This is a genomic window from Mycobacteroides franklinii (assembly GCF_002013895.1).
In the GTDB taxonomy this organism is placed as follows: domain Bacteria; phylum Actinomycetota; class Actinomycetes; order Mycobacteriales; family Mycobacteriaceae; genus Mycobacterium; species Mycobacterium franklinii.
On sequence record NZ_MAFQ01000001.1, the window covers coordinates 476,905 to 494,638 of the forward strand.

Here is a 17,734-nt window from a genome sequence, read left to right on the forward strand (position 1 = left end):
GACTGACGGAAAAGACGGGTAGGCGGCGACGTGACGATCAATGAATACGACAAGGTGACCAGCTCTGAGGACCCCGACGCCAACGGTGCGGTCGATCCGGGTCCCGGTGCGGGTCCGGCGCTGATCGATCGTCTGGAGTCCGGTGAGCCCTACGCGGTGGCGTTCGGTGGCCAGGGCAGTGACTGGCTGGAATCGCTCGCGGACCTGGCGGCCTCGGCCGGCATCGAATCGGAGCTGGCCACGCTCGCCGGTGAGGCCGAGCTGCGGCTGGAACCCGTCGCCAAGGAACTGGTCGTTGTGCGTCCCGTCGGCTTCACACCACTGGCCTGGGTGCGCGCGCTGACCGCCGAAGAGCCCGTGCCCGCCGCCGCTCAGCTGACCTCGGCCGCAGTTTCCATGCCCGGCGTGCTGCTGGCTCAGTTGGCTGCGATCCGCGCTCTGAAGATTCAGGGTCTGGATCTGGCCCAGCTGCCGCCGGTCGCCGTCATCGGACACTCGCAGGGCGTGCTGGCCGTCGAGGCGCTCAAGGCTCATGGTGCTCGCGATGTCGAGCTGCTGGCCATTGCCCAGCTGGTGGGTGCGGCGGCCACCTTGGTCGCACGCCGCCGCGGCATCGTGGTGCGTGGTAATCGCACGCCCATGGTGTCGGTGACCAATGTCGACCCAGAACGCATCAAGGCGCTTCTCGACGAGTTCGCTCAGGACGTTCGCACCGTTCAGCCACCCGCGTTGTCCATCCGTAACGGGCGTCGCTCCGTCGTCATCACCGGTACGCCCGAACAGCTCTCGCGGTTCGAGCTGTACTGCGAGCAGATCGCCGAGCGTGAGACCGCCGAGCGCAAGGACAAGGTGCGCGGTGGCGCGGTATTCAGCCCGGTCTTCGACCCGGTCGACGTCGAGGTGGGCTTCCATACCCCGCGCCTGGCCGACGGCGTCGAAATCGCCGGTCGCTGGGCCGCCGCGGCGGGCCTTGATGTCGAGTTGACCAAGGCACTGACGGAGTCCATCCTCGTCACCCCGGTTGACTGGGTGAATGACGTCAATCACGTCGCCGATGCCGGCGCTCGCTGGATCCTCGACCTTGGCCCCGGTGATCTCCTTACCCGCCTGACCGCCCCGGTCATCCGCGGCCTGGGAATCGGGATCGTGCCCACCGCCACGCGCGGCGGGCAGCGCAACCTGTTCATGCACGGTGCGGTACCCGAGGTTGCCCGGGCATGGACCTCGTTCGCGCCCACCGTGGTGTCGCTGCCGGACGGCTCGGTCAAGCTGTCCACCAAGTTCACCCGTCTTACCGGACGTTCGCCTATCCTGCTGGCGGGCATGACGCCGACCACCGTCGATGCGAAAATCGTTGCGGCCGCTGCCAATGCGGGTCACTGGTCCGAGCTCGCCGGTGGTGGGCAGGTCACCGAGGAAATCTTCAGCGCCCGCATGGAGGAGCTCACCGGGTTGCTGGAACCGGGTCGTCAGATCCAGTTCAACTCGCTGTTCCTCGACCCCTACCTGTGGAAGTTGCAGGTCGGCTCGAAGCGCTTGGTGCAGAAGGCTCGTCAGGCCGGTGCGCCGATCGACGGTGTTGTCGTCACCGCCGGTGTCCCGGAGCTGGAAGAGGCCGTCGCGCTCATCGACGAGCTCACCGAAATCGGCTTCAGCCACATCGTGTTCAAGCCGGGCACTGTCGAGCAGATCCGCTCGGTGGTGCGCATCGCGGCCGAGGTTCCGACCCGGCCGATCATCATGCACGTCGAGGGTGGCCGCGCGGGCGGACACCACTCATGGGAGGACCTCGACGACCTGCTGCTGGCCACCTACTCGGAGCTGCGTTCGCGCTCCAACATCACCGTGTGCGTCGGTGGCGGCATCGGAACTCCGGAGCAGGCCGCCGAGTACCTCAGTGGCCGTTGGGCATTGAAGTTCGGATTCCCGCTCATGCCGGTCGATGGCATTCTGGTTGGCACCGCGGCCATGGCCACCCTGGAGGCCACCACCTCGGCGTCGGTCAAGCAGATGCTCGTCGAGACCCAGGGCACCCCGGAATGGGTGCCCGCCGGAAAAGCGCAGGGCGGCATGGCCTCCGGGCGCAGCCAGCTGGGCGCCGACATCCACGAGATCGACAACGCGGCCTCGCGCTGTGGCCGCCTGCTCGACGACGTGGCCGGTGACGCGGATGCGGTGGCCAAGCGCCGCGACGAGATCATCGCCGCGATGGAGCTGACCGCCAAGCAGTACTTCGGCGACGTCACGGAGATGACGTACGCGCAGTGGCTGAACCGGTATGTGGAACTGTCCATCGGTGACGGCGACAGCACCGCCGACACCGCCGTGGCGCATTCGCCGTGGCTGGACATCACCTGGCGGGATCGGTTCGAGCAGATGCTCAAGCGTGCCGAAGCCCGGCTGCACCCCAAGGATTTTGGGCCCGTCGAGACCCTGTTCGTCGACGAGGACTTGCTGGAGCGTCCGGCCGATGCCATCGCGGCCCTGCTGCAGCGCTACCCGGAAGCCGACGCCATCAAGCTGCACCCGGCGGATGTGCCCTTCTTCGTCGCGCTGTGCAAGACCCTCGGCAAGCCCGTCAACTTCGTGCCCGTCATCGACAAGGACGTGCGCCGCTGGTGGCGCAGCGACTCGCTGTGGCAGGCGCACGACGCCCGCTACACCGCCGAGCAGGTGTGCATCATTCCTGGCACCGCCGCGGTTGCCGGGATCACCCGGGTCGACGAGCCGGTGGGTGACCTGCTGAACCGGTTCGAACAGACCGCCATCGACGAGGTCGTCGCCACCGGCGTCGAACCGCTGCCGGTGCGCACGCGCCTGCGTCGCCGCTGGGATGTCGAGGGTCCGTTGGCGACAGTCCTGGACGCGCCAGATGTGCTGTGGTCCGGACGTATTGCCGTCAACCCGGTGCACCGGATCGCTCCCGACGGAGCCTGGCAGGTCTTCGAAGACCGCACCGCTTCACATCCTTCGACCGGTGCCCGTCTTGAGGTCACCGGCGACGACTCGGTGCGTCTGAGCGTGCCGTTGTCGGGTACTTGGGTCGACATCGACCTGACGTTGCCCGTCACCACGCGAGACGGTGGCACCCCGGTGGTGACCACCGAGGCGGCGGCCGCCGCCATGCGGACCGTGCTTGCGGTCGCCGGCGGGTTCGAAGATGCAGCGGGCCCGGCGTCATTGGTCGAGAACGGGACCGCACGTGTTGTCGCGCAGTGGGATCCGGAGCGCGTCGCTGACCACACCGGCGTTACCGCGGTGCTGCCCGCGCCATTGGCCCCCGGATCGTCCACCGTGCCGGACGCGCTGGTCGGCCTGTGCTGGCCGGCCGTGTTCGCCGCCATCGGCGAGGCCAAGACCGAGGACGGAACCGGCGTAATCGAGGGTCTGCTCTCCCTGGTGCACCTGGACCACGCCGCGCACCTGCTCTCGGCACTTCCTGCCGAAAGCGCCGAATTGACCGTCACCGCAACAGCTTCTGCTGCCACCGACACCGAGGTCGGTCGGGTCGTCCCCGTCGACGTCACCGTGGCGGCAGCCGACGGCACCGTGCTGGCGACTCTGCAGGAGCGGTTCGCCATCCTCGGGCGCAACGGCGCAGCCGAGCTGACCGACCCGGTACGGGCCGGTGGTGCACTCTCCGAGCACGAGGTGGATACCACTCGTCGCCGTCGTCGTGACGCCAAGATCTTCGCCCCGACCGATATGCGGGCGTTCGCGGTGGTTTCGGGCGATCACAACCCGATTCACACCGACAAGTCGGCCGCACTGTTGGCCGGACTGGGATCGCCGATCGTGCATGGCATGTGGCTCTCGGCTGCCGCACAGCACGTAGTCACCTCCGCGGACGGCTCGAGTACCCCGCCGCGCACGCTCATCGGCTGGACGGCTCGCTTCCTGGGCATGGTGCAGCCGGGCGATCAGGTTGATGTGCGCGTGGATCGTGTCGGAATCGATTCCGGCGCAGAGGTTGTAGAGATCCAGGCCAAGGTCGGCACCGATCTGGTGATGTCGGCCACCGCACGCCTGGCCGCCCCCAAGACGGTCTACGCGTTTCCGGGCCAGGGCATTCAGCACAAGGGCATGGGTATGGACGTGCGTTCGCGTTCCAAGGCCGCCCGCAAGGTCTGGGATAAGGCCGACAAGTTCACCCGCGAGCGCCTCGGCTTCTCGGTGCTGCACGTCGTGAAGGACAACCCGACGAGTCTCATCGCCGGCGGCGTGCACTACCAGCATCCCGAGGGTGTGCTGTACCTGACGCAGTTCACCCAGGTGGCCATGGCTACCTTGGCCACCGCGCAGATCGCCGAGATGAAGGAATCCGGGTCGTTCGTGGAGGACGCGATCACCTGTGGTCACTCCGTCGGTGAGTACACCGCGCTGGCCACCGTCAGCGGGGTCATTCCGCAGGACGGTCTGCTCGAGGTGGTTTTCCACCGCGGGTCGGCGATGCACGACATCGTGCCGCGAGATGAGCAGGGGCGCAGTAACTACCGACTGGCGGCGATCCGTCCGTCGCAGATCGGGCTGGAAGACGCCGACGTCCAGGCGTTCGTCGCCGATATCGCGGCGCATTCCGGAGAGTTTCTTCAGATCGTGAACTTCAACCTGCGGGGTTCGCAGTACGCGATCGCCGGCACGGTGCGCGGCCTCGAGCTGCTGGAGGCCGAGGTCGAGAAGCGGCGCGAGGCGTTCGGCGGCCGCCGCTCCTTCATCATGGTGCCGGGTATCGATGTGCCGTTCCACTCCGAGGTGCTGCGGGTCGGCGTTGCCGAGTTCCGCCGTTCCCTCGAGCGAGTTCTGCCCATGGATGGCGATCCGAACCTGATCATCGGCAAGTACATCCCGAACCTGGTGCCCAAGCCGTTCACCTTGGACCGCGAGTTCATCCAGGAGATTCGGGATCTGGTTCCGGCCGAGCCGCTCGATGAGGTGCTCGCCGACTACGACACGTGGCGCAACGAGAAGCCGGTGTTGTTGTGCCGCAAGGTGCTTATCGAGCTGCTGGCATGGCAGTTCGCCAGCCCGGTGCGGTGGATCGAGACCCAGGACCTGCTGTTCACCGAGGAGGCCGCGGGCGGTCTCGGTGTGGAGCGGTTCGTCGAGGTGGGCGTGAAGTCGATGCCGACGGTCGCCGGTCTGGCCAACAACACCCTGAAGCTGCCCGAGTTCAGCCACAGCTCGGTCGAGGTGCTCAACGTCGAACGCGACCATGCGGTGCTGTTCGGCACGGACAGTGATCCGGAGCCCGAGCCCGAAATCGAAGAGCCCGTGGAGAACACCGCGGCGTCCTCCGCATCCGCCGAGGCGGCTCCGGCTCCCGCTGCCGCCCCCGCGGCACCGAGCGGCGGCCCGCGTCCGGACGACATCGGGTTCGATGCCTCTGATGCGACGCTGGCCTTGATCGCACTTTCGACGAAGATGCGCATCGACCAGATCGAGCCGGTGGACTCCATCGAGAGCCTCACCGACGGTGCCTCCTCGCGCCGTAACCAGTTGCTGGTCGACCTGGGCTCCGAGCTGAACCTGAGCGCCATCGACGGTGCCGCGGAAGCGGATCTGTCCGGATTGCGGGTGCAGGTCACCAAGTTGGCGCGCACCTACAAGCCATTCGGCCCGGTGCTCTCGGACTCGATCAACGATCAGCTCAAGACCGTCTTCGGGCCGTCGGGTAAGCGCCCCACCGCCATCGCCGAGCGGGTCACCAAGACGTGGGAACTCGGCCCGGGCTGGGTCAAGCACGTCACTGTCGAGCTGTCCCTGGGTACCCGTGAGGGCACCAGCGTCCGGGGTGGCGACCTCGGTGGCTTGGCCCCCAGCACGCTGGCGGATGGCAATGCCGTGGATGCCGCGATCGATGCTGCGGTTGCCGCGGTGGCCGGCCGTCGCGGTGTCGGTGTGTCGCTGCCGTCGGCGGGTGGTGGCGGCGGTGCGACCGTCGACGCTGCCGCGCTGAGTGAGTTCACCGATCAGATCACCGGCCGCGAGGGCGTCTTGGCCTCGGCTGCCCGTCTGGTGCTCGACCAGCTGGGCCTGTCGGCTCCGGTCGTGACTCCCGATGGCGCTGCCGATACCGAACTCGTCGAGCTGGTTTCTGCCGAATTGGGTTCGGACTGGCCGCGTTTGGTGGCGCCGAGCTTCGACGCCAAGAAGGCAGTGGTGTTCGACGACCGCTGGGCCAGTGCTCGTGAGGACCTGGCGCGGTTGTGGATCACCGAGGAAGACGAGATCGACAGCCAGTGGGCACAGTTGGCCGAAAGCTTTGAAGGTGCCGGGCATGCCGTTGGCACGCAGGCCAATTGGTGGCAGGGCAAGTCGCTGGCGCAGGGCCGCAATGTGCACGCCTCGCTGTACGGTCGCATCGCCGCAGGTGCCGAGAGCCCCGATCAGGGCAAGTGGGGCGGCGAGGTCGCGGTAGTGACCGGTGCGTCCAAGGGCTCGATCGCCGCCTCGGTGGTGGCCGCGCTGCTCTCCGGCGGTGCGACGGTCATCGCGACCACCTCGCGTCTTGACGAGGCCCGGTTGGCGTTCTACCGCAACCTGTACCGCGAGAGCGCACGGTTCGGCGCCAAGCTGTGGGTGGTGCCGGCCAACATGGCCTCGTACGCCGACATCGACGCGCTGGTGCAGTGGGTCGGCACCGAGCAGTCCGAAAGCCTTGGGCCGATGTCGATTCACCTCAAGGATGCGCAGACCCCGACGCTGCTGTTCCCGTTCGCCGCACCGAAGGTGGTCGGGGATCTGTCGGAGGCCGGGTCGCGTGCCGAGATGGAGATGAAGGTGCTCCTGTGGGCCGTGCAGCGGCTCATCGGCGGCCTGTCGGCCATCGGTGCCGAGCGCGACATCGCCTCGCGTCTGCACGTGGTGCTTCCCGGTTCGCCGAACCGCGGCATGTTCGGTGGCGACGGCGCGTACGGCGAGTCCAAGGCGGCTCTCGATGCGCTGGTCACCCGCTGGAAGGCGGAGTCGTCGTGGGCGTCGCGAGTCAGCTTGGCGCACGCCCTGATCGGCTGGACCCGCGGCACCGGGCTGATGGGTCACAACGACGCCATCGTCACCGCCGTCGAAGAAGCCGGAGTCACCACGTACTCCACCGCGGATATGGCCTCGATGCTGTTGGCGCTGTGCAACGCGGAGGCGCGCGTGCAGGCCGCACAGGCGCCGGTGGAGAAGGATCTCACCGGCGGGCTGGCCGAGGTTGAGCTCGATATGGCCGAGCTGGCCGCCAAGGCCCGTGAGGACATGGCGAGCACAGCGGCCAAGTCCGATGAAGAAGGTGACGACCCGGAGTCTCCGGGATTCATTGCGGCACTGCCTTCTCCGCCGCGGGGTTACACCTCGACGCTGCCGCCTGAGTGGGCCGACCTCGACGTCGACCCCGCGGACCTGGTGGTAATCGTCGGTGGTGGTGAGCTTGGTCCGCTGGGCTCCTCGCGCACCCGCTACGAGATGGAGGTCGACGACGAGCTGTCGGCGGCCGGCGTCCTGGAGCTTGCCTGGACCACCGGACTGGTCAAGTGGGAGAACGACCCCGAGGCCGGTTGGTACGACACCGAAACCGGTGAGCTGGTTCCCGAATCGGAATTGGTGGAGCGTTACCACGACAAGGTGGTCGGCAACATCGGTGTCCGTGAGTTCGTGGACGACGGTGCGATCGACCCCGATCACGCGTCGCCGCTGTTGGTTTCGGTGTTCCTGGACAAGGACTTCACCTTCACGGTGTCCACCGAGGCCGAGGCCCGCGAGTTCGTGAAGTGGGATCCCGAGCACACCACCATCCAGCCGTTGCCCGATGGCAGCGACTGGCAGGTGACGCGCAAGGCGGGTACCGAGGTTCGCGTGCCGCGCAAGACCAAGTTGTCGCGGACCGTCGGTGCACAGATCCCGACCGGTTTCGATCCGACCGTGTGGGGAATCACCCCGGACATGGTCAGCTCCATCGACCGGGTGGCGCTGTGGAACATGATCGCCACCGTGGACGCGTTCCTGTCGGCGGGCTTCACCCCGACCGAACTGATGCGTTGGGTGCACCCGAGCCTGGTGGCCAACACACAGGGCACCGGCATGGGTGGCATGACCTCGATGCAGACCATGTACCACGGAAACCTGTTGGGCCGTAACAAGCCGAACGACATCCTGCAGGAAGTACTGCCGAACGTCGTCGCCGCGCACGTGGTTCAGTCATACGTCGGTTCCTATGGCGCGATGATCCACCCGGTGGCGGCCTGCGCCACCGCGGCGGTGTCCGTCGAGGAAGGTGTCGACAAGATCCGGCTCGGCAAGGCGCATCTGGCGCTGGCCGGCGGGTTCGACGACCTGACGCTGGAAGCAATCATCGGCTTCGGTGACATGGCCGCGACCGCCGACACCGAGATGATGCGGGCCAAGGGCATTGCGGACAAGCGGTTCTCGCGGGCCAATGACCGCCGTCGCCTCGGCTTCGTGGAGGCGCAGGGTGGTGGCAGCGTGCTGCTGGCGCGCGGTGACCTGGCCCTGAAGATGGGCCTGCCGGTGCTGGCGGTGGTGGGCTACGCCCAGTCGTTCGGTGACGGTGTGCACACCTCCATCCCGGCGCCGGGCCTGGGTGCGCTGGCCGCTGGGCGAGGTGGCAAGGATTCGGATCTGGCGCGCGCGCTCAACAAGCTGGGCGTCACCGCCGATGACATCGCCGTCATCTCCAAGCACGACACGTCCACGCTGGCTAACGATCCCAACGAGACCGAGCTGCATGAGCGGCTCGCGGCCTCGCTGGGTCGCTCGGACGGTGCGCCGCTGTTCGTCATCTCGCAGAAGAACCTGACCGGCCACGCCAAGGGTGGTGCCGCGGTGTTCCAGATGCTGGGCCTGTGCCAGGTGCTGCGCGACGGGGTCATCCCGCCGAACCGCAGCCTGGACTGTGTCGACGACGAGTTGTCCACCAGCCAGCACTTCGTGTGGTTGCGGGAGTCGCTGCCGCTCAAGGAGAAGCTGCCGCTGAAGGCGGGTCTGGTGACGAGCCTCGGCTTCGGTCACGTGTCGGGTCTGGTGGCACTGGTGCACCCACAGGCGTTCATCGCCTCGCTGCGCCCGGAGGATCGTGCTGACTACGAGAAGCGTTCGCGTGAGCGTATTCTCGCCGGCCAGCGCCGTCTGGCCTCGGCCATGGCCGGTGGCCGGCCGATGTACGAGCGGCCGGACGGTCGTCGCTTCGACCACGATCACGACGAGTCGGAGAAGCGTCAGGAAGCCGCGATGCTGCTGGATCCGGGTGCGCGTCTCAGTGAAGACGAGGTCTACCACCGGTGATTGTCGGTATCGGGATCGACCTAGTGACCATCTCCGAGTTCGGAGAGCAACTAGCCAGTCCCGGAACGGCTTTCGGGTCCGCGTTCACGCCGGGGGAGCGGCGTGACGCGGCCTCGAAGACCGGTGGTGAGGCGCGGTACCTGGCGGCTCGTTGGGCGGCCAAGGAAGCAGTCATCAAGGCGTGGTCGGGGTCGCGGTATTCGCAGCGGCCAGTGTTGCCGGAGAACATCCACCGGGACATCGAAGTCGTGACGGACACCTGGGGCCGCCCGCGTATCCGGCTTTCCGGGGCGATCGCCGAGTACCTGGCGGATATGACGATGCACGTGACCTTGACGCATGACGGTGACACCGCAGCGGCGTTCGTCGTGCTCGAGCAGGAGGGCGAAGCCTCCTCGTAGCGGCAGGCCGCCGGTGGGATGCGGCGCCGTCTGTTAAGAAGTGCCTATGCCTGTTCCCGAATTCGTTCTCGAACTGCGTCGGCACATCGGGCACGCGCCGCTGTGGTTGCCGGGTGTGACCGGTGTGGTGATCCGCGACGAGCAGGTGCTCCTGGTCAAGCGTGCCGACAATGGTGCGTGGACCGCGGTCACCGGAATCGTTGATCCGGGCGAGAACCCGGCAGACTCGGCCATCCGAGAGGTATGGGAAGAGGCCGGTGTTCATGCTCTGCCCACGCGATTGGTGTGGGTGCACGTGAGCCGGCCGATGGTGCATGTCAATGGCGATCACGCTCAGTACCTGGACCACGTGTTCCGAATGGACTGGCTCTCTGGATCGCCTTACCCGGCCGATGGCGAGAACGTCGCCGCGCAGTGGTTCGATATCGCGGCGATGCCGGATATGACCGAGGATATGCGTCGCCGGATCGAGCTTGCGGCGGATACCGATAGCGTCGCCACGGTTTTCGATGTCGCCGGCTCGCAGGACTAGGGGAGCGGCGCAGGCTCTGCAGTAGTGGCCGGCGAGATGAGAAATGTGGCAGCCAGCCCAACGACGAGGAATGCCGCCGCCAAGTAACTGCCCAATTCCACGCCGTGGGCCATTGCCTGTCGGGCCGCGTCGGCAATTCCGGCGGTCTGTGGTTGACGGCCGAACTCGTCGATGGCGGCCCCGGCGCTACGGACTACCGTGCGCGCAACGGAATCGGATTGATCGGGCGGGACACCCGAATCTGCCAGGGTCCGGGCGAGTTGGCTGCTGATGACGCTGAAGAAGGCAGTCGTCAGTACCGCGATGCCCAAGGCGGAGCCCAGCTGACGGAACACGCTCTGCATGCCGGACCCCTGCCCGGAACTGCGCTCGGGGACATCGCTGAGGACCACATTGGTGACCTGGGCGGTGGCAAAGCCGATACCGATCCCGTACACGAACAGCGCCAAGGCGAGGATCCACCACGCGGTATCGGGCCGCGCGATGAATCCGACGGCCGCCAGCCCCAGTGCTTCCAGCGCCAGACCTATGCGGACCAAACCCAGCGCCGAGATTCGTGACGTCATCGCGAAACTGGCGCCGCTGGCCGCGAAGCTGCCGAGCGCTATCGGTACCAAGGCGAGTCCGGCTTGGACGGGGCTGTACCCCTGCGCGAATTGCAGCCACAGCGGCAGCACCGCCACTATCCCGAACTCGCCCATCCCGATAATCAATGTCGCGATGTTGCCGTTGCGGAACGAACCAATGGAGAAGAGCCGCACATCCATCAACGCCTTGGTCGGTTGTCCCGGATCGATATCCCGGGTCAACGCCACCTGCCGGAGCACGAAGGCGATGAGGGCAAGTGCCGCAAGGACAAGCGCCACGAATACCGGCGACAGATCGAACGTCCACCGAACGCCCAACAACTCGAACGCCTCGGTGCTGTGTATCCATCCGTAGGTGCGACCGTCGATGAGTCCGAAGGCGAGCAAGCCCAAACCGATGATCGACAGCACCGCCCCGGCCACATCCACCTTCGCCTGGGTGCGCTGCGAGCGGGGAATGAACACCAGCGCGCCGATGCAGATCACCGCGACAAGCGGGATGTTGATTCCGAATGCCCAACGCCACGAGGCATGCTCGGACAGCCAGCCGCCCAGCAGAGGGCCCAGAGCCGTGGCGGCGCCAATGGTGGATCCCCAGACGGCGAACGCCTGACCGCGCTCCTTTCCAGTGAATTGTGCGTCGAGCAGAGCCAGTGACGTCGGCAGGATCAGTGCCGCTCCGGCACCCTGCAGGAAGCGGGCCAGCACCAACCAGCCTCCGGTGGCGGCCATACCAGCGAGCAGGCTCGTTGCGCCGAAAACCACCACACCGGTGAGGAAAACGCTGCGGGCGCCCAGAATGTCGGAGATGCGCCCCACGAGTAACAACAGTGCCGCGAACACGATCGCGTACGACTCTTGCACCCACTGCGCCTGTGCCGAGGTGACGCCGAGGTCGCGCACGATCGACGGGATGATGACGTTGACGATCGTGGTATCGACGACGATCAGCGCCACGCCCAACGCGATGGCGGCCAAGCCGAGCCACTTGCGGGCGCTATCTGGCATGTGATCCCTTGTTAGGTGTGTGACGTCACACTTTCGTTTAGCGCTGAGTGCGAGCCTCGCGCGGAATTTCGGCCCGTTCTCCGCGCGAGGCTCGCACTCGCCAGCTGACGCCAACCGGTGGCTGGCCCTACACGGACAGGTCGCGGCGCAGCTTCGCGACGTGGCCGGTGGCCTTCACGTTGTACTGCGCCACCTCGATCTTGCCCTTCTCGTCCACGACGAACGTGGATCGGATCACGCCCTCGACGATCTTTCCGTACAGCTTCTTCTCGCCGAAGGCGCCGTACGCGATCAGCGTCTCCTTGTCGGGATCGGATAGCAGTGGGAAGTTCACGCCGTCGCGTTCGCGGAACTTGGCGAGCTTCTCGGGCTTGTCGGGGGAGATCCCGATGACGTCGAGACCCGCCTCGTTGAGCTCGGCGAGGCTGTCGCGGAAGTCGCAGGCCTGTTTGGTGCAGCCGGGGGTCATGGCCGCGGGATAGAAGTAGATGATCACTTTGCGGCCCTTGTAGGAGGACAGTGACACCTTCTTGCCGTCGGCGTCGAGCAGGGTGAACGCTGGGGCTTTGTCGCCAACTTCGAGCCGCTTGGTTTCCGCCATCACCGGTGCCTTTCTGTTGACCCGTACAGTTGTTGCCCTAGGGTAGTTGCTTGAGTTTCAACCACTGACGTGGAGGAGTACACGTGGCCAGGGATCCAGAGGCAATCAAGGCCGATATCGACAAGGCGCGCGATCAACTCGCGGCCACGGTCGACACCCTGAGTGACCGCGCAAACCCGCAGCGTCTGGCCGAGGATGCCAAGGCGTCGGTGCTCGCGACCCTAAACAAGCCGGCCATCAAATTCACCATCCTCGGTGTGGGCGCCGTGGTTGCCGCTCTGGTGGTCCGCAAGGTCGTGCGCAAGTTCCGCAAGGACTGATCCAGCTGTTCGCCGACCGCGCCTAGAACTCGAATCGCAGGATGCGGGCGGACCGCCTCATCGACGCGCTGTGCTGCGCTATGCGTGAGGAGATTCGCAGCCAGGTCGGAAATAGATCGATCTCCGGCGCGTCCACCAGATTGAACTCTTCGACAAACCGCAGCCGAGGGTTCCAGCGTTCCGGGGTGCGTGGATCGTTGTAGCCCTCGAACCCCCGTACCTGATTGACTTTCTTGAACATCTTCTGCGGAAACAGCTTTGAGATCCAGACGCCCACAACCATGCGGCCATAGTCGTTGAATGCGAGCTGCCCGGTGGGGAAGTGGTCGGTGACGGCCCGCATCGTCGCGATGATCTGTTCCTTGGTCAGGAAGGCGAAGAATCCATCGGCGATCACCATGGCCGGACGGTCCGACGGTATGTCGTTGATCCACGCCGGGTCGGTGATGGACACGCCGATGGTGTGCTCGTTGGGCCCCGGGGGCATCACCTCATCGCGCAGTCTGGCCATTCCGGGCAGGTCGACGCTGTACCAGTCGACGGTGGCCGGTGGCTGGATGCGCCGGTACCCGTCGTCGAGACCCGCCCCCAGATCGACTACCACCGCGTTCGGGTGCGCCGTGACAAAGGTACGCACTCTGTCGTCGAGAAGCTTTGCGCGTAGCGATGATTGGCATACCACCGGGGCGATCACGCCGAGTGCGTCGAAGTCGTAGTCGATTGTGGCGACGGCCGCCGCTGCGCCTGGGTCCGGCAGGATCGGCCGCTGCCAACCGTCGTTGACCGCCCGTGCTTTCAGGGTGAGAAAGGCGGTCTCTTCCTCGGGGGTAATTCCGCTCGTGTCGATGCCCATGGCTCGACTATACAAGCGTGTAGTCAATTGTCCAGCCGTGTAAAATATGGCGATGGAGACCGTGGATCCCGACGACCTCACCGCGCGCGCCCGGATACGGGATGCGGCATTGCATGAGTTCGGCGACAAGGGATACGACGGCGCGACCATTCGGGGGATTGCCGCCCGCGCCGGAGTCTCTTCCGGGCTGCTGCGGCATCATTTCGGGTCCAAGCAAGAGCTGCGGGACGCTTGCGATGAATACCTCGTCAAGACGATGCGCACCATCAACGAGCAGGTGCGCTCGAATGTGGAACGCGGTGATGTGCACTATGTTTCGGCGCGCATTCCCATCGGCCAATACCAGGCCTACATCACCAGGGCCTTGGTGGAAGGCTCCGCGGGGCAGGTCTTCGACGAGATGGTCGCGATGACCGAAGGCTGGCTGGCTGCCGCGGACCAAAACCGCACCCATCCCCCCGAGGTCGACGTGAAATCCCGCGCCACGGTCATCACTGCCATGGCATTGGCGGTTCCACTTCTTCAGCAACACGTTTCGCGTGGCCTGGGAGTGGATGTCGGTTCGCCCGAGGGTGATCTGAAGATGGCCGCCACGCTGGTCGATGTGTACGCCAACCCGCTACTCACCCCTGAGCAGGCAAAATCGGCGCAGGAGGACCTATCGCGCAGAATGGGTAGCCATTCCTGATTGGGTAATATTCGCTGCAACACCTCACAATTGCACTGCTACCTGGTTAGTCTTACCGCGTGCCAAGTTTCTGTGCACCGGCCGGGTGTCGATGATAATCGTCGCTGGTCTACGGCTCGATGCGACCGTATTCAAGGCCTCGGCGATGATGCTCTATGTCGTCGGGTTCGCCTTCACGGTGTTTTCTGGTGTCGACAGTGTGCGCCTTGCCGTGGTGCTGCTGGTCGGGATCGCAGCGACGGTATTGCACTACTGGCCGGAGCGCGAAGAGTTTGATCGGCTCTCGATCGCGGTCGCGCTCGATGTGGTCCTCGCATTCGTACTCGACGCCTGGTCGACCTGGGTTATCGACCAGACCCCGTCCTCAGGTGTGGGAATCGACGTGATGCGCCTGTGCGCATGGCTGCTGTCGGTGGCCGGCATCTTGGCGTTTCCGCGCCGCCTCATCGACAGGGACGCCGAGACGGCCGGTTAGGCCCGGGTTCTCTCCAACCGCGACGGCCTCGTCAACAGATAGGAGAGCACACCGGCGGTGCGGGGCGAGCGTGTCTTGGACCACCGAAAAAGCAGGCCGTGCAACAACGGCACCGGCGACCACCAGAACCACTTGCCCAGCACGCCCGCCATCGCCGGCACCACGAACGTTCTCACGATGAGTGTGTCGATCATCAGGCCCACGCCGATCGTCGTGCCTGTCTGTTCAATGCTCAGCACGTCGCTGGACAGCATCGCGAACATGGTGATCCCGAAGACGATTCCGGCCGTGGTGACGACCCCACCCGTCCCGCCGAACGTGCGAATCATGCCGGTACGCAAGCCGGCTCCGTGCAGGAACACCTCCTCGCGCATCCGCATGGTGAGAAGCAGGTTGTAGTCGGCGCCGACGGCGACCAGCGCGATCAGGGCGATGGACGGCACGGCCCAATGCAGGTCGCGGCCCAGCATGTCCTGCCAGATCAGTGTGGTGACACCGAGGGCCGACACATACGAGATGATCACCGTCCCAATAACCACCGCGGCCGCGACCGGGCTACGCAGCATGATCAGCACGATGAGGAAGACCAACGCGAGCGCCACCGCGGCCAGCAGGAGGAAATCTTCGCTGACATATCCGCGCAATTCGGCAGTGCCCGTGCCGAATCCGGTGAGGTTCACCGAGCTACCCGCCAGGGTGCCTTCCTTGGTGGCCTCGCTCACCGCAAGCATGATCTGCGGCGACCGATGTGCGCCGTCGGCGCCGAATACCTGGCCGTCACCGAACACCATCATGCGCGTGGAGCGCCCGTCCGGGCCGAAGTAGAGCCCGGCCGCGCGCTGGAATCGCGGGTCCTGCCAAGCGCGTTGCGGCAGGTAGTAACCTCCCTCGCCGCTGCTACGGAAATCCTCGCGCATGGCCCGTAGGTACTCGGTGAGCCCAGAAAACATGGTCCGCGTCTCGCCCACGGCCTTGGTGAGCTGATCGGTGACCGCACTGAGCTGCGCGACGGTGGATCGCATGTTCTTCACCGAATCCACGGCGCCGGAGAACGATTTCTGCATGCCCTGGGCGCCCGCGCCGAACTTGTCGGTGCTGGCGGTCAGCGTGGCCGTCGCCGCAACCACGGAATCCATCGGTTCGACGGCCTTGAGTACCAGTGAGCAGATGCCGTCGTTGGCGCAGTTGGGGTTGCCGTTGGTGAAGTTGCGCAGTGGTTCCATGTATCCGGAGACCTGGGACACGTTGTCCTGCAGCGCTTTCATTCCCGAGTGCATGTCTCCGATGCCGCCGTTGAGCTCGCCCAGTCCGCTCACCCCGCCGGCCAGGCCCTTCTGCAACTGGGCGATGGCGCCCGAGAACTGGCTGAGTGTCGTCGCGAGTTGGTCGACGGCCCCCAAGCGCTGGCTCATCTGGGCGGTGCCGTCGTTCAACTGATCGGCGATGATCCCGGCTTGTTCGGTCAGCGCAGCCTGTTCCGGAATGGAGCCTGCTGGTCGCGAGGCCGACTGCACCATACGAATCCCGGGGATCTCCATCAGCTTCTTGGTGACTCGCTCAACACCGATCACTCCGGCAGGGTTGCGCAGGTCGTGGTCGGATTCGATCGAGACGATTTCCGGTAGCAGCCGATTCGCTGGAAAGTGCCGGTCCATCGCCTGATATCCGCGGTTGGCGTGCGTGGAAAGCGGTTGGGCGGCAAGCTCGTCGAACCCGAGACGCAGGCCGGCCACGGGAAGCGCGCAGACGACGAGAACCAGCAGCGATCCGGCCAGGACCGGGCCCGGCCAGCGCGCCACCATGGCGCCTACCCGGCGCCAGCGGCGCCCGGGTCGGCTCGATCCCTGTTGCAGAGCACGTGGTTGTGCCAGGCCCCGGCGGCCCGCCAGCCCGATAAGTGCGGGCAATAGCGTCAACGAGGCCACCATTCCGGTGAGTATCCCTATGGCACAAGGTAATCCGGCGCTACGCAGCATGCCGACCTGTGCGAAGAGCAGGCAGGACAGGGCTGCGGCAATCGTCAGCCCGGACGCCGCGATGACCGGCGCCACGGAACGATTCGCCATGACGAGGGCCTGCTCGTGGTCCACACCCGCGCGGCGCTGCTCGTGATAGCGCCCGAGCAGGAAGATGCCGTAGTCGGTTGCCGCGCCGAGAACCAATGCGGCGAGCAGCGACACCGAGAAGATGGACACCTCGATGAGATCGCGCTCGCCGAGGAACGCGACGATGGAGCGGGCCACCGCGAGCCCAAGGCCCACGGTCAGCAACGGGATCGCCGCGGTGATGACGGATCGGTGCACAACGAACAACAGCACCGCGATGAGCACCACGGTGACACCGGTGATCATCAGCATTTGTGTGTCGATGGCGGTGAGCTCGTCGGCAATGGTGGCTCCCGGCCCGGTGACCCAGGCGTGCATCCCGGTGGGGGCGGGTTCGTCGGCGACGATCTTGCGAACGGCAGTCAGCGCGTCGTTGGCTTTCGCGGCCCCGAGCTCACCGTTCACCCGCAGCATGGTGTACACCGCCTTGCCGTCAGGGCTGAGCGCCCCCTCGGCGGTCAACGGGTCCGACCAGAGGTCCATCGCGGAGTCCAGATGAGCGGCGTCGGCACGCAGTTTGGTCAGCAGCCGATCGTGATACTGGTGTTCGACGGGTCCGAGCTTGTGATCGCTTTCCAGTACCAGGTAATTGAGATTGTTACCGGCACCGTCCTGGAACTGCTTGCCCATCACAGCACCCGCGGCGTTCACCGGTGCGTCCTTCGGCAGGAAGCCGCGGGCGTGGTTGTGTGCCGTGCTTTCCACCTGCGGCACAAGTAGATTTCCCGCCCCGGCGGCCAGCATCCATAGTCCGATGATCAGAACCGCGTAGCGGCTGGAGAACCTTGCGATGGCGTCCCACATGGCTGCCGACGCTACGGAGGGGGCCGGGCGTCGTCGTCGTGCTGTGGGCGAGACTTGTTCTCCTACCGTGGTAGG

General features: G+C 65.8%; 10 protein-coding genes. 6 read left to right on the forward strand and 4 right to left on the reverse strand.

All coding sequences use genetic code 11. From position 1 onward, the window contains the following. Positions 1-30: 30 nt before the first annotated feature. Genes B4393_RS02565 through B4393_RS02575 form a run of 3 tightly spaced genes read left to right on the forward strand, consistent with a single transcriptional unit; the run spans position 31 to position 10,218 of the window. The gene (locus B4393_RS02565; protein WP_078332780.1) at positions 31-9,285 is read left to right on the forward strand and encodes a type I polyketide synthase; all 9,255 of its coding nucleotides are present in this window, start codon (positions 31-33) and stop codon (positions 9,283-9,285) included. After that, positions 9,282-9,686, forward strand: coding sequence for a holo-ACP synthase AcpS (acpS, locus tag B4393_RS02570; protein WP_070935711.1), 405 nt, complete (start codon positions 9,282-9,284; stop codon positions 9,684-9,686). Before B4393_RS02565 ends, acpS begins: the two co-directional genes overlap by 4 nt. Before the next feature lie 46 nt (positions 9,687-9,732). Then, entirely contained in the window at positions 9,733-10,218 is a 486-nt protein-coding gene (locus B4393_RS02575; protein ID WP_078332781.1) for an NUDIX hydrolase, read from the forward strand. Here the strand turns inward: B4393_RS02575 and B4393_RS02580 are convergent. Both B4393_RS02580 and bcp read right to left on the reverse strand, forming a co-directional pair. After that, positions 10,215-11,813 (reverse strand): DHA2 family efflux MFS transporter permease subunit, encoded by a 1,599-nt coding sequence (locus tag B4393_RS02580; RefSeq protein ID WP_078332782.1) that lies wholly within the window; start codon positions 11,811-11,813, stop codon positions 10,215-10,217. The genes B4393_RS02575 and B4393_RS02580 overlap by 4 nt on opposite strands. A 127-nt stretch (positions 11,814-11,940) precedes the next feature. Continuing rightward, the gene (gene bcp / locus B4393_RS02585) at positions 11,941-12,414 is read right to left on the reverse strand and encodes a thioredoxin-dependent thiol peroxidase (protein WP_078332783.1); all 474 of its coding nucleotides are present in this window, start codon (positions 12,412-12,414) and stop codon (positions 11,941-11,943) included. A gap of 83 nt (positions 12,415-12,497) precedes the next feature. Between bcp and B4393_RS02590 the strand changes: the two genes are divergently transcribed. Next, positions 12,498-12,734, forward strand: coding sequence for a DUF3618 domain-containing protein (locus B4393_RS02590; protein WP_070935701.1), 237 nt, complete (start codon positions 12,498-12,500; stop codon positions 12,732-12,734). 22 nt (positions 12,735-12,756) lie between these two features. Here the strand turns inward: B4393_RS02590 and B4393_RS02595 are convergent, their stop codons facing one another. Further along, positions 12,757-13,587, reverse strand: coding sequence for a class I SAM-dependent methyltransferase (locus tag B4393_RS02595; RefSeq protein WP_078332784.1), 831 nt, complete (start codon positions 13,585-13,587; stop codon positions 12,757-12,759). Positions 13,588-13,639: 52 nt separating this feature from the next. On the opposite strand from B4393_RS02595, the gene B4393_RS02600 reads away from it, so the two are divergent. Together B4393_RS02600 and B4393_RS02605 are read left to right on the forward strand one after the other, a co-directional pair. Next, positions 13,640-14,275 carry a TetR/AcrR family transcriptional regulator gene (locus B4393_RS02600; protein WP_078332998.1) on the forward strand — a complete coding sequence of 212 codons (636 nt, stop codon included), beginning with the start codon at positions 13,640-13,642 and terminating at the stop codon, positions 14,273-14,275. 91 nt (positions 14,276-14,366) lie between these two features. Continuing rightward, on the forward strand, positions 14,367-14,750 hold the full coding sequence (locus B4393_RS02605; protein WP_078332999.1) for a hypothetical protein: 384 nt from the start codon (positions 14,367-14,369) through the stop codon (positions 14,748-14,750). On the opposite strand, the gene B4393_RS02610 is transcribed toward B4393_RS02605, so the two are convergent. After that, complete coding sequence (locus tag B4393_RS02610) at positions 14,747-17,659, reverse strand: MMPL/RND family transporter (protein ID WP_078332785.1); 2,913 nt, start codon at positions 17,657-17,659, stop codon at positions 14,747-14,749. The two genes, B4393_RS02605 and B4393_RS02610, sit on opposite strands and share 4 nt — an antisense overlap. Positions 17,660-17,734: the final 75 nt, after the last annotated feature.

Excerpts from the sequence above, each read along its gene's own strand:
- bcp (WP_078332783.1), bottom strand. The coding sequence starts at position 12,414 with ATGGCGGAAACCAAGCGGCTCGAAGTTGGCGACAAAGCCCCAGCGTTC.
- B4393_RS02595 (WP_078332784.1), bottom strand. The coding sequence starts at position 13,587 with ATGGGCATCGACACGAGCGGAATTACCCCCGAGGAAGAGACCGCCTTT.
- B4393_RS02600 (WP_078332998.1), top strand. The coding sequence starts at position 13,640 with ATGGAGACCGTGGATCCCGACGACCTCACCGCGCGCGCCCGGATACGG.
- B4393_RS02610 (WP_078332785.1), bottom strand. The coding sequence starts at position 17,659 with ATGTGGGACGCCATCGCAAGGTTCTCCAGCCGCTACGCGGTTCTGATC.
- B4393_RS02575 (WP_078332781.1), top strand. The coding sequence starts at position 9,733 with ATGCCTGTTCCCGAATTCGTTCTCGAACTGCGTCGGCACATCGGGCAC.
- B4393_RS02605 (WP_078332999.1), top strand. The coding sequence starts at position 14,367 with ATGATAATCGTCGCTGGTCTACGGCTCGATGCGACCGTATTCAAGGCC.
- B4393_RS02580 (WP_078332782.1), bottom strand. The coding sequence starts at position 11,813 with ATGCCAGATAGCGCCCGCAAGTGGCTCGGCTTGGCCGCCATCGCGTTG.